Origin of the sequence: Intestinimonas sp. UBA1698, from assembly GCF_002320075.1 — a bacterium.
Taxonomy (GTDB): Bacteria; Bacillota; Clostridia; order Oscillospirales; family Oscillospiraceae; genus Intestinimonas; species Intestinimonas massiliensis.
This window is the reverse complement of sequence record NZ_DCJO01000038.1, coordinates 12,710-24,196: the sequence shown is the minus strand read 5'-3', so window position 1 is coordinate 24,196 and position 11,487 is coordinate 12,710. Positions and strand designations below refer to the sequence as shown.

13 protein-coding genes are annotated in these 11,487 nt (G+C 66.3%); 4 read left to right on the top strand and 9 right to left on the bottom strand.

All coding sequences use genetic code 11. The annotated features are described in order from the left end of the window. Positions 1-12: 12 nt before the first annotated feature. From B3H64_RS10080 to B3H64_RS10050, 7 genes are all read right to left on the bottom strand, one after another. On the bottom strand, positions 13-2,172 hold the full coding sequence (locus tag B3H64_RS10080) for a penicillin-binding transpeptidase domain-containing protein (protein WP_286734827.1): 2,160 nt from the start codon (positions 2,170-2,172) through the stop codon (positions 13-15). A gap of 12 nt (positions 2,173-2,184) precedes the next feature. Continuing rightward, positions 2,185-2,697 carry a rod shape-determining protein MreD gene (locus B3H64_RS10075; protein WP_238072951.1) on the bottom strand — a complete coding sequence of 171 codons (513 nt, stop codon included), beginning with the start codon at positions 2,695-2,697 and terminating at the stop codon, positions 2,185-2,187. 46 nt (positions 2,698-2,743) lie between these two features. Then, positions 2,744-3,586, bottom strand: a complete 843-nt coding sequence (gene mreC / locus B3H64_RS10070) for a rod shape-determining protein MreC (protein WP_050617359.1) — start codon at positions 3,584-3,586, stop codon at positions 2,744-2,746. Between the two features lie 12 nt (positions 3,587-3,598). After that, on the bottom strand, positions 3,599-4,198 hold the full coding sequence (locus B3H64_RS10065; protein ID WP_238072958.1) for a Maf family protein: 600 nt from the start codon (positions 4,196-4,198) through the stop codon (positions 3,599-3,601). Positions 4,199-4,216: 18 nt separating this feature from the next. Beyond that, entirely contained in the window at positions 4,217-4,666 is a 450-nt protein-coding gene (gene dut / locus B3H64_RS10060) for a dUTP diphosphatase (protein ID WP_238072962.1), read from the bottom strand. Between the two features lie 12 nt (positions 4,667-4,678). After that, positions 4,679-6,763, bottom strand: coding sequence for a U32 family peptidase (locus tag B3H64_RS10055; protein WP_286734819.1), 2,085 nt, complete (start codon positions 6,761-6,763; stop codon positions 4,679-4,681). Between the two features lie 73 nt (positions 6,764-6,836). Then, entirely contained in the window at positions 6,837-7,151 is a 315-nt protein-coding gene (locus B3H64_RS10050) for a cell division protein ZapA (protein WP_050617363.1), read from the bottom strand. A 135-nt stretch (positions 7,152-7,286) separates the two neighbouring features. Here B3H64_RS10050 and B3H64_RS10045 point away from each other — a divergent pair, with 135 nt between their 5' ends. Both B3H64_RS10045 and B3H64_RS10040 read left to right on the top strand, forming a co-directional pair. Then, positions 7,287-8,240 (top strand): DnaD domain protein, encoded by a 954-nt coding sequence (locus tag B3H64_RS10045; RefSeq protein WP_238072965.1) that lies wholly within the window; start codon positions 7,287-7,289, stop codon positions 8,238-8,240. Between the two features lies 1 nt (position 8,241). After that, positions 8,242-9,234 carry an ATP-binding protein gene (locus B3H64_RS10040; RefSeq protein ID WP_286734815.1) on the top strand — a complete coding sequence of 331 codons (993 nt, stop codon included), beginning with the start codon at positions 8,242-8,244 and terminating at the stop codon, positions 9,232-9,234. An 11-nt stretch (positions 9,235-9,245) separates the two neighbouring features. Here B3H64_RS10040 and B3H64_RS10035 read toward each other — a convergent pair whose 3' ends face one another. Further along, positions 9,246-9,509: a DUF6809 family protein gene (locus tag B3H64_RS10035; RefSeq protein WP_286734812.1), complete on the bottom strand. Its 264-nt coding sequence runs from the start codon at positions 9,507-9,509 to the stop codon at positions 9,246-9,248. An 82-nt stretch (positions 9,510-9,591) separates the two neighbouring features. On the opposite strand from B3H64_RS10035, the gene B3H64_RS10030 reads away from it, so the two are divergent. Continuing rightward, complete coding sequence (locus B3H64_RS10030; RefSeq protein ID WP_349676176.1) at positions 9,592-9,816, top strand: helix-turn-helix transcriptional regulator; 225 nt, start codon at positions 9,592-9,594, stop codon at positions 9,814-9,816. Between the two features lie 138 nt (positions 9,817-9,954). Next, entirely contained in the window at positions 9,955-10,167 is a 213-nt protein-coding gene (locus B3H64_RS10025; RefSeq protein WP_286734808.1) for a helix-turn-helix domain-containing protein, read from the top strand. A 39-nt stretch (positions 10,168-10,206) separates the two neighbouring features. On the opposite strand, the gene B3H64_RS10020 is transcribed toward B3H64_RS10025, so the two are convergent. Further along, the gene (locus B3H64_RS10020) at positions 10,207-11,466 is read right to left on the bottom strand and encodes a M16 family metallopeptidase (RefSeq protein WP_286734806.1); all 1,260 of its coding nucleotides are present in this window, start codon (positions 11,464-11,466) and stop codon (positions 10,207-10,209) included. Positions 11,467-11,487 lie beyond the last annotated feature (21 nt).

Here is an 11,487-nt window from a genome sequence, read left to right as displayed (position 1 = left end):
CTGTTCTCAGAATCACCGCAGCAGGGTATTCTCCTTGGCGGCGGCCTCCAGTCCGGTGCCGGTGCTGAAATAATACTCCAGCACGTCGGCGGCGATGGCGGCCAGCTCCATGCCGGAGCCGCCCTTCTCCACCACCACGGCGAGGGCGATCTCCGGGTCCTCGTAAGGGGCGAAGCAGACGAACACGGCGTTGGACTCCGTGGTGCTGCTCACCTGAGCGGAGCCGGTCTTGGCGCCCACCGTCACGGGCAGGTCCTTGAAAAAGCGGTAGGTGGTGCCTCCCTCGGCGGCCACCAGGCGCATCCCCTCCAGCACCGCGTTCAAATTCTCCGGGGCAATCTCAATGGTGTCCAGCACCTCCGGCTCCCGCTCGTAGAGCACCTCGGAGTAGTCGTAGGACTTCACCGACTTGAGCAGGTGGGCGGAGTAGTGGGTGCCGCCGTTGACCAGGGTGGCGATATAGTTGGCCAACTGGAGGGGGGTGAACTGGTTGTTGTCCTGCCCGATGGCGGCAGCCAGAGTCTGGCCCTCGTACCAGGTCTGCTCCAGGCGCTTGGAGGCGTCCGGCCCGGCCACCATGCCGGTGTTCTCCTTGAGCTCGATGCCAGTGGACTCCCCCAGCCCGAACATCCGGGCGTACTGGTCCAGCCGGTCGATACCCAGCCGCCGGCCCACGTCGTAGAAGAAGATGTTGCAGGAGTCCCGGATGGCCTCCGAGACGTTCTCGTTGCCGTGGGTGCCGCCGTACTGGCGGTAGTACCAGCACATGGGGGTGTAGCTGGGGGCGTAGTACATATACCGCCCGGTGTCCCGGATCTCGGTGCTGGGTTCGATGATGTCCTCCTCCAGACCACCCACGGCGGTGACCATCTTGAAGGTGGAGCCCGGGGCGTACTGGCCCAGCAGGGCCCGGTTGTAGAAGGGCTTGAGGGGGTCGTTGAGGGCGGCGTTATAGGCCTCGTTGTCGGAGTAGATGGTGGTACGGTCATAGGTGGGATAGCTGGCCATGGCCAGCACGCCGCCGTCCGACACGTCGATGGCCACCAGGGCGCCGCCCTGGGTGTCCTCGGATTTCAGGCCGGCGATGCCCTCGGCCAGCGCCCGCTCGGCCACCTCCTGGAGCCGGATGTCCAGGGTCAGGGCCACGTGGCCGCCGGGGACGGGCTCCTCCTTGTAGGTCTCGCTGATCACCTTCCCCTCGGTGTTGGTCTCCACGGCCTTTTTGCCGTCGGTGCCCTTGAGCCAGGACTCAAAGGCCTGCTCCACGCCCTCCTTGCCCACCGACTCGTCTCCGTCGTAGCCCAGGGTGCGGTAATAGGCCTGCTCGGTCTCGTCCATCAGCCCCACCCGGCCCAGCAGATGGGCGGCGTAGGGGGTCCGGTACTGCCGGACGCTCTTGGTGTCGATGCGCACGCCGGCCAGCCCCGCCTCCTTCACGGCGGTGATGAATTGAATGTCCACATCCTTGGCAAAGACGTAGGACACCGTGGTGATCCCCTTGGAGCGCAGGGCCAGCTCGTAAAGCACACCCAGCAGCCCCCGGGCTTCCTGGTTCGGGAGGGTCTCGTCCAGCCCAAAATACTCCTTCATTTTGTCCAGCAGGGGCTGGGCGGACACGGCGGGGGCCTTTGGCTCCGCCGGAAGCGTCTCCTCGGCTTCCTCCTCCCGGGCGGGAGCGGTCTCCGCCGGGGCGGGCCGCATAGCGGCGATCTCGTCCTCCGTGGGGATGAGGTCGGTCCACTTGAGCTGGGTGCACAGCTTTTGCAGCCGGGTCACCGTCAGGTCGGAGGCGGCGTCCAGCGTGAACACATAGGGGGCCTGGGCGGAGACGGGCAGGGTATCGGTCCACTCCACCTCCTGCTCCCGGCAGATGTCCAGCAGCTCCAGCAGCACGGCGTTTTTGTCCTCCCCCATGCGGGAGGTCTCCAGCGCCACGTTGTAGCTGGTCCGGTTGGTGACCAGCTCCCTGCCGTAGCGGTCCAGCAGGGAGCCCCGGGCGGCCTCCACCGTCTCGGTCTGGGCGATCTTCCGCTGGGAGCGCTCCCGGTACTCCGCCCCGTGGACGATCTGGAGGTCATAGAGCACATAGCCGAAGCCGATGAGCACCGCCGCCAGGACGGCCACCAGGCCCCTGGAGCGGATGTGAAATTGTCGGTTTTCCTTGTCCTTCATGGGACTCCTTCCTTACAGACGCAGCAGCCGGACGATCCGTCCCCGGACCCACCGGAACCAGGGGTAGATCACCGCCACGAAGCACAGGGACCAGAGGATCTCGGGCACCGCCACCTCCAGCAGGGCGGGGAGGGAGGCGGCTCCGGTGAAGAGCCGGAGCAGGATGCGTCCGGCGTCGATGACAGCCAGCACGGCGGCGGAGCACAGCAGGCAGCCCCAAAAGCCCTGGTTGAGGGCGTACTGGGCGGCGGCGCCGCAGGCGCAGCACAGCAGGCACAGCCCCAGGGTCATGGCGCCGCGGGTGCCGAAGTAGACGGCGTCGCACAGCACGCCCACCGCCAGGCCGAAGCCCGCCCCGGCCAGGGTCCCCTCCAGCACCGCCACCGCCACCCCGGCCAGGGGCAGCAGCATGGGGAACACCCCCAAGACGGGAAAGCGGTTGAGCACAAAGACTTCCAGCCACCACACCGGCAGCAGGGCCAGGCCGTAGATGGTCCACTTATAGAGCATATCCTGACGGGTCAACGGTCTGACCTCCCTTTCTGCCATAGGGCCGCCCGGCAGGCGTGCCTCACTCGACGATGTCAAACTCCTTGATGATAAAGACCTCCACCAGACGGTCCAGGTCGGCGGCGGGGGCGAGCACAGCATACCGGCTCATGCCCGAGGGGTCGGTATGGAGGGACTCAATGGCCCCCACCACCAGCCCGGAAGGGTAGATGCCCGTCAGGCCCGAGGTGAGCACCAGATCGCCGGTGAGCAGCTCGGTGTTCTCCGGCAGGTAGGTCATCTTGAGGCGGCCCTCCTGCATAAGGGTAAAGTCGCCCTCCAGCATGGCGGTGGAGTCGGTGCGGGACACGATGCCGCCCATCTGGAGGTTGGCGTCCACCACCGTGATCATCACCGAGTAATTGCTCCCCACCTCGTCGATGATGCCCACCAGGTTGCCGGCGGCATCCACCACGCAGTCCCCCGCCGCCACATCCTGGACGGAGCCCTTGCTGAGGGTCAGGGTGGAGGCCCAGTTGGAAGTGGACCGGGCGGTGACCCGGGCGGACTCGAGGACGAAGTCGCTGCGCTTGGCCCGCAGGCCCAGCGCTTCCCGGAGCAGTTCATTCTCCTTGCTGGCGGCCTCGCCCTCCCGGGCCTTCTCCTCCAGCTCGGCGATCTGGCTGCGCAGCCGCTGGTTCTCCTCCTCCAGCTCCTGGTACCGGAAGGAGTAGTTGTAGACCCCCTCGGCCCAGCCCACAAAGGAGGACACGCCGTTGCGGATGGGGGTGGTGACCACCCCCAGGGCGTTGGACAGGGGATTGGCCGTTCCCTTCAGGGCATAGGAGGCCACCGCCGTGATGGCGGCCAGCAGCACGGCGATGATAAGGATCAGTATCCCGTTGTGGCGCAGAAAGTCCTTCAAAAGCAGTTCTCCTTATTGGCCCCGGTTCCCGGCGGCCAGCGCCAGGCAGTCTGTGCCCATCCCGGCCAGCATCCGGCCCAGGCGGCACACCGGAAGTCCCATCACGTTGAAGTAATCTCCCTCGATGCGCTCCACCAGCAGGGCGCCGTAGCCCTGGATACCATAGGCCCCGGCCTTGTCCATGGGCTCGCCGGTGGCGATGTAGCGGGTGATGTCGTCCTGGGTCAGCTCCCGGAAGGTGACGGTAGTCACCTCGTGCTCGGTGCGCCGCTCCCCGCCCCGCAGCAGCGTGACGCCGGTATACACCTGGTGGCGCCGGCCGGACAGGGCGGAGAGCATCCGGAACGCCTCCAGCCCGTCGTTCGGCTTGCCCAGCACCGCGCCGTCCAGAGCGACGATGGTGTCGGCGGCGATCACCAACCCGCCGGGCTTGGCGTGGTCCGCCACCGCCTCCGCCTTCCGGGCGGAGAGGATCTCCACGATCCGGGCGGGGGAGAGGCCGGGCTCCACCGTCTCGTCGGCGTCGGAGGAGATGACCCGGAACGTCTCAATGCCCATCTGGGCCAGGAGCTGCTTCCGGCGGGGAGAGCCGGAGGCCAGAATGATATCCATGTAAGTCGGTCCTTCCTTCTATTTCCCGGTGGAGCCAAAGCCGCCGGCCCCGCGGCCGGTCTCGTCCAGCTCGTCCGTCTGTTCCAGCTCGGCCCGGACCACCGGCACCACGGCAAGCTGGGCGATGCGGTCCCCGGGTTGGACGGTATAGGGGGCGTCCGCGCTGTTGTGCAGCCCCACGGCAATCTCCCCCCGGTAGTCGCTGTCGATGACTCCCACCCCGTTGGAGAGGGCCACCCCGTGCCTGATGCCCAGGCCCGACCGGGCGAATACCAGGGCCACATAGGCCGCCGAGGGCAGGGCGATGGCGATACCGGTGGGGATGGCCGCCCGCCCCCCGGCGGGGATGGTCACCGGCTCCTCCAGGCAGGCGTGGAGATCCATGGCGGCGGCGCCGGCGCTGGCGTAATAGGGAAAGGGGATCTCCGCCCCGATCTTGGGGGAGACGGCCTTGATTTTCAGCTTCATCGGGATTCCTCTCTATTCCACATCTCGGTAATACAGCCCCCGGGTGTAGTCCTTGGGCTCATAGCTGCCCCGGCCCAGGTAGCGCTCGGTTACACGGACGCACTCCGCGGCGCTCTCGGTGGTGAAGAGCAGCCGGGCCGCCCACAGCCCCACCCTCTGATAGTCCCCCCGCTTATCCGCCAAAAACAGCGTCTTGGCGTTGAGGATCTCGCTGCGGCAGCCGGGGGCCTTTACCACCGGGAAGCGTTCGCCCTTCCGGTCGGTGAGCTGGTTGACGCCGTCGCAGCCGCAGCGGCCGGAGCGGTTCTTGATGATGCAGTTCTCGGTGACCATCAGGGGCAGGCGGCCGTACACGATCAGTTCTATGTCCAGGGCCTTGGAAATATCCCGTACCTGGGCCAGCTTGAGCTCGAAGGAGGCGGTAGCTGAGCTGAGGCCCAGCCGCTTGAGCTCCTTCAGGGCCTGGGAGTTGAACACGCTCAGGCCGAAGTCCCCCCGCAGGTTGTAATCGGTGTCCCGGGCGGGGCGGAGCAGGTCCAGGGTGCCCGCCAGAGCCTCGGTGCAGCCGGAGGCCCGGGCGGCCTCCAGGTCCCGGTACAGCTCCTGCCGCTCCCGGTCCCAGCAGATACGGGGCAGGGTCACCCCGGCCCTGACGCCGTGGTCCAGCACCCGCTTGACCGCCTCCGGGTGTGCGGCGGCCTCCGCCGCGGGCAGGTAGACAATACCGGGCCCCAGGTCCAGCAGGGCGTCGGTGAGCTGCCCGGCGGTGCGGAGGGACAAATTCAGTATAGGCGCTTCCCGGCGGTTTTCATACCGCACGCCGGGGTGAAATTCCCCGGTCTCCCAGCTCATGGGCACGCTGCGGCTGGCCCGCAGACTGTCCAGCAGGCCCCGGCGCAGGCTGTTGAGCACCGACACCGGCAGAGACAGCCCCGGTTCCACCAGGGCCCGGACCTTCGCGCAGCGGAAGGGGGTCCCTCCCGTGCGGGAGAGCTGGGCCTCCACGTCGGCGGCGGTGAGCTCCTTGGTGCGGGCGGCCTCGGGGACAGGGCCCTCGGCGGTGATGACCCGCTCCTCCGGGTCCTGCACCGCCACCTGGGCGGGCTCCCCCTTGCGGATCATGGCGTAAAAGGTGATGGGCACGCTCTGGCGCTCCCCGCTCTGGTACTGGGTGCGCTCCCGGGCATAGAGCTCCCGGGGCTCCCGGGCGTCCTCCCGGACGCCGAACATACCGGGGCCCTTCTGGTCCAGGTAATAGCCCTCGGTAAAGCCCTGGCGGGAAAAGGCGGCCTCCAGCTCGGCGAGCTCCTCGGCGGTGGGCTCCCGGCCCTCCCGCAGGGCCCGGGCGTAGATGCCGGTGACCACCGCCACGTACTCCGGCCGCTTCATCCGCCCCTCGATCTTCAGGCACTTGACCCCCAGCTTCTTCAACTCCTGGAGGTGTCCGGCCAGGGACATGTCCTTCAGGGAGAGGGGATAGCCGTCGGCCCGGCCCTCCCAGCCGTACTTGAGGCGGCAGGGCTGGGCGCACAGGCCCCGGTTGCCCGACCGGCCCCCGATGACCGAGGACAGGAAGCACTGGCCGGAGTAGCACATGCACAGCGCCCCGTGGACAAAGGTCTCGATCTCAATGGGGGAGTGGGTGCAGATGTACTCGATGGCGTCCCGGCTCAGCTCCCGGGAGAGCACCACCCGCTCCATGCCCAGATCGGCGCAGCGCAGCACCCCGTCCAGGGAGTGGACGGTGAGCTGGGTGGAGCCGTGGACCGGCAGGTCGGGGGCCACCTGGCGGAGCATCCGCAGGATGCCCAGGTCCTGGATGAGGACGGCGTCCACCCCGATCCGGGCGGCGTCGGCGGCCACCTGGGCGGCGGCGGGGAGCTCCCGGTCGGTAACCAGGGTGTTGAGGGTCAGGTAGACCCTGGCCCCCCGCAGATGGCAGTAAGAAACCGCCGCCGCAAGCTCCTCTCGGGAGAAGTTTTTCGCATTGCGGCGGGCGTTGAAGTCTCCGTATCCCAGATAGACGGCGTCGGCGCCGGACTGGACGGCGGCGGTGACCGCCTCCGGAGAGCCGGCAGGGGACAGTAATTCCAGCATGGTATGTGCAGCCTCCAGGGGTGTTTTTTCTTCCGGCGGGGGACCGTAGCTCCAGCGCGGCGGGAGGTTCCTTTTACTTCTTGTTCTGTAATTTGAAGATCTCCCGCTTGGCCTCAGAGAGCTCCAGCTTCATTTTGGTGGCCTCCTCCAGGTACTCCTTGAGCTGGCGGCGCAGATTTTCGGCGGCCTCCACCTCCTTGAAGTACTCGTCGGCGACGTTGAGGGCGGCCAGAACGGCGCCGTCCACCAGCGAGACCTTGGCGCCGTCCAGCACCTCCCGCACCTTGGCGTCCACATGCTGGGCCACCTTCTGCATATAGCCCTCATCCTCGGTCGCCACCAGGGTGTATTCCTGGTCGGCAATGGATACTGTGATCTTATTTTTCATGGCTGGCCCTCCTCCTGAGTTCATTACAGGTATTATATCATAACGGTCAACATAAAAAAATAAATTCTTCTTTAATTCTGCGGCTTTTTCCTGTAGAATGGTCTGTGCAATACGGACGGAAAAGGAGGTGCGCGTATGGCCGGGAATCTGCTGCTGCCGGGAGACATCGTCTCCATGGCGGCGGGGTGCGCCGACCGGCTGGTCAAGGCCGGGGACGGGGACGCCGCCCTGCTGTACCTCTATCTCCTGCGGCGGGGGGGCGTGTTTTCCGCCGAGGGGGCCCGGAAGGCCCTGGGCTGGAGCGCCGACCGGCTGAAGGCCGCCGGGGAGTCCCTGGCCCGGCTGGGCCTGTGGGACGGGCGTGCGGAGGAGTCCCTCCCCGCCACGCCGCCGGAGCCCCAGGGTCCCCCGGACTACACCGCCGCCGACATCGCCAAAGAGCTGGAAAACGGCGGCTCCTTCCCCCATCTGGTGGAGGAGGTCCAAAGGCAGTTGGGCAAGCTGCTTTCCACGGCGGACCTGAAGATTCTCTACTCCCTGTACGACTATCTGGCCCTTCCCGCCGAGGTCATCCTGATGCTGACCACCTGGTGCGTGGAGGAGAGCGAGCGCAAATACGGCCCGGGCCGCAAGCCCCGCATGTCCCAGATCCGCAGGGAGGGCTTTATCTGGCACCGGCTGGGGGTGGACACCCCCGAGGCCGCCGACGCCCACCTGCGCCATCTCACCGCCCTGGCGGGCCGGGAGCGGAGCCTGCTGCCCCGGCTGGGCATCTCCGGCCGGGCCCCGGTGGAGGGCGAGCGGAAATACATCGCGGCCTGGGTGGACCTGGGCTTCGACGACGAGACCATCTGTCTGGCCTACGAGCGCACGGTGCTGAAAAAGGGCTCGCTCAACTGGGCCTATATGAACTCCATCCTGAAGAGCTGGCACCAGAAGGGGCTGCACACGGTGGAGCAGGTGGAGTCCGGCGACTCGGCCTGGCGGCGCGCGGCGGGACCGGCCGCGCCGCCCGCTCCGGGGCCGGGGGACGACCGGGCTCAGGCGGATATGGAGCGGCTGCGCCGCTTCCTGAAGGAGGGAGGCTGACATGCCCTACGACAGCAATGTGATGCGCCGGGCCACCCAGGCCCTGGAGGCCCGGAAGGCCGCCCGGCTGGAGCAGCAGGAGGTCCTGCGGCAGAAGATCTACCGCCAGCTCCCCCGGGTGGCGGAGATCGACCGGGCCCTGCGGCAGACCATCGTCCACATCATCGCCGCCTCCCTGAAGGAGGGCGGCGACCCCTCCCCCTCCATCGCGGCGGTCCGGGCGGAAAACCAGGCCCTTCAGGCGGAAAAGGCCCGGCTGCTCACCGGACGGGGCTACCCCGCCGACTGCCTGGACGACCGGCCCTTCTGCCCCCAGTGTGGGGATTCCGGCTGGGTGGGCAGCCGCATGTGCGCCTGCCTCAAGGCCCTGTGCACCCAGGAGCAGATCCGGGAGCTGTCCTCTCTGCTGGATTTGGGGGAGCAGTCCTTCGACCAGTTCAGCCTGGACTGGTACTCCCCCCTGGGCAGTCCTTCCCCCCGGGAGAACATGGAGTTTATTTACGACGTTTGCCTGAGCTACGCCCAAAAATTCCGGACCTTCCCGTTTCGGAACCTGCTGCTCTACGGCCCGCCGGGCCTGGGCAAGACCTTTCTGTCGGCCTGCATTGCCCGGGTGGTGTCGGAGCACGGCTTTTCGGTGGTCTACGATACGGCGGTGAACATCTTCGCCCAGTTTGAGACGCAGAAGTTCAGCCGGGACGAGGACGACACCCGGGAGGCCCGGGACGGCACCCGGCGGTATCTGGGCTGCGACCTGCTGATCCTGGACGACCTGGGCAGCGAGATGACCACGCCCTTCGTGCAGTCGGCCCTGTACCAGCTTCTAAACACCCGGCTGACCGGCGGTAAACGGACCATCATCAGCACCAACCTGACCCCGGACGACATCCGGCGACGGTATACGCCCCAGCTCGCCTCCCGGCTGGAGGGGGAGTACCATATGCTGCGGTTTTTCGGGGAGGATATCCGGCTGCAAAAAAAGCAGCGGCTGTAGGCCGCTGCTTTTTATGCGCCTGGATGCCGGTACAGCTCCTGGGCCAGCCGGAACCCCTCGGCAAAGTAGTCGGCATAGGCCATATCCCGGAGCTGGGCCGTCAGCAACGTGTGCCGCCAGACCTGCTCCCACTGTTCGCCGGGCAGCGCCGAGCGCAGCCGCTGCTCCAGCTCCTCCAGCTCGTCGAATACCCGGTCGAATTTCTCCCCCTGCGGCGCCGCCCGGGCCAGGGGGTCGTATTGCCCGAAAAAGATCTCCCGCAGTTTGTCGGACATCTTCATCACCTCACATTTATTCTATCTGTATTCAAGATAAAAGTCAATATCTTTTATTCAGATACGTTAAACTGTCCTGGAGGTGGTTGATGTGATTTTTGAGGCGATCCGCACTCTGCGGGAGGAAAGGGGCTTGAGTCAGGCCCAAGTTGCGGCAATCCTGGGGGTAGCACAGAATACCTACTCGCAGTATGAGACCGGTAAAATCGAATGGACTGCGCCTGTCCTTCTCAGGCTTGCGGATTACTATCAGGTCAGCGTTGATTTTTTATTGGACCGCACCCCAAACCCCAAGCTACCCCGTTGAACAGATGGGGCGCGCCGGAAGTCCGGCGCGCCCCCAGTTTTCGTCTCTATTCGTCATATCCAAAGGCCAGGACAAATGGTCCTTTTTGTCAATCGTACACACTGTCCTAAGCTATACTGATTGGCGAGGTGATGTGATTTGCAGACCCGACTGAGAGACCTCCGAGAGGATCACGATCTGACCCAGGGACAAATTTCTGCCTTTCTGGGCTGCGACCAGTCTCTTTATTCCAAATATGAGCGTGAAGAACGGGAAATTCCTCTTCGCCTCTTGGTGCAGCTAGCGGATTACTATCAGGTCAGTCTAGACTACCTGGTGGGGCGGACCAGCCGCAAAGAAGTGACCCGTTGAACAGATGGGGCGCGCCGGAAGTCCGGCGCGCCCCGTCTTTCATTGTCCCAATATGCTCCGGTAGCGCTCCTCGCCACCTACCCGGCCCACCACGGACAGGGAGGCCCGCTGGAAGTCGAAGAGCTCCCCGGCCAGGTCCCGCACATCCTCCGCCGTCACGGCGTCGTAGGCGGCGATAACCTCGTCGGTGGTGAGGGCCCGGTCCTGGAGCAGGGTCCCCCGGCCCAGGGCGCTCATGCGGGACTGGGTGGACTCCAATCCCATGAGCACGTTGGCCTTGGACAGCTCCCGGGCCCGATCCAGCTCCTCCGGCCCGGGGCCGTGCTCGGCGAACTCCCGCACCAGGGCGCAGATGGTCTCCAGCGCCTGGGTCTCGGTCTCCTGGCTCAGGGCGGTGTAGACGGCGAACAGCCCGGTCTCGGCGTGGCCCGCCCCGTAGGTATACACCGAATAGCACAGTCCCCGCTTCTCCCGCAGCTCCTGCCACAGCCGGGAGGACATGCCGGAGCCCAGCATGGTGGACAAAAGCTGAAGGGTAAAGCGCTTTTCGTGGCCGTAGGGCAGGCCGGGGAAGGCCAGAGTCAGGTGGTTTTGCTCGGTGGCCTTCTTTTTCAGGGTGACGGCGGGGGTGTAGCGCACCGGCCTGAGCGTCCGGGGTGCGCCCCGCTCCAGGCCAATGAACCGGGCCTTCAGCTCCTCCACCGCCAGGGGGGAGAAGCTGCCCGCCAGCGCCACCACCAGGTTTTCGGGCCGGTAGTGCTCGGTCATATAGTCCTTCAGCCAGGCTCCGGTCATCTTGTCCAGAGTGGCCTTGCGGCCCAGGATGGGACGGCCCAGGGGGGTCCCGCGGTACACCGCGGCGGACAGCCGCTCGGCGCACAGGTCCTCCGGGTTGTCCTCGTACATGCCGATCTCCTCCAGAATGACCCCCCGCTCGGTCTGTACATCGCCCTCGTCGAACCGGGAGTGGAACACCATGTCGCACAGGATGTCGGCCGCCCGGTCCAGGTGGTCGTCCAGGCAGCGGGCGTAAAAGCAGGTGCACTCCTTGGTGGTGTAAGCGTTGATCTGGCCGCCGATGGCGTCCATCTCCTGGGCGAGCTGCCGGGCGGTGCGCCGCTCGGTGCCCTTGAAGGCCATGTGCTCGATGAAGTGGGCGGCGCCCCCCTCGCCCGCCTTCTCGTGGCGGGAGCCGGTGCCCACCCACAGGCCCAGGCAGGCCGAGCGGACGGCGGGGACGTGCTCGGTGACGATGCGGACCCCGTTGGGCAGGGTCTGGAGGTCATAGAATTCTTCCATAGTTCCCTCGCTGTGTGTCGA

Coding starts and splice junctions, on each gene's coding strand:
- B3H64_RS10080 (WP_286734827.1), bottom strand. CDS start 2,172: ATGAAGGACAAGGAAAACCGACAATTTCACATCCGCTCCAGGGGCCTG.
- B3H64_RS10065 (WP_238072958.1), bottom strand. CDS start 4,198: ATGGATATCATTCTGGCCTCCGGCTCTCCCCGCCGGAAGCAGCTCCTG.
- dut (WP_238072962.1), bottom strand. CDS start 4,666: ATGAAGCTGAAAATCAAGGCCGTCTCCCCCAAGATCGGGGCGGAGATC.
- B3H64_RS10055 (WP_286734819.1), bottom strand. CDS start 6,763: ATGCTGGAATTACTGTCCCCTGCCGGCTCTCCGGAGGCGGTCACCGCC.
- B3H64_RS10050 (WP_050617363.1), bottom strand. CDS start 7,151: ATGAAAAATAAGATCACAGTATCCATTGCCGACCAGGAATACACCCTG.
- B3H64_RS10045 (WP_238072965.1), top strand. CDS start 7,287: ATGGCCGGGAATCTGCTGCTGCCGGGAGACATCGTCTCCATGGCGGCG.
- B3H64_RS10040 (WP_286734815.1), top strand. CDS start 8,242: ATGCCCTACGACAGCAATGTGATGCGCCGGGCCACCCAGGCCCTGGAG.
- B3H64_RS10035 (WP_286734812.1), bottom strand. CDS start 9,509: ATGTCCGACAAACTGCGGGAGATCTTTTTCGGGCAATACGACCCCCTG.
- B3H64_RS10020 (WP_286734806.1), bottom strand. CDS start 11,466: ATGGAAGAATTCTATGACCTCCAGACCCTGCCCAACGGGGTCCGCATC.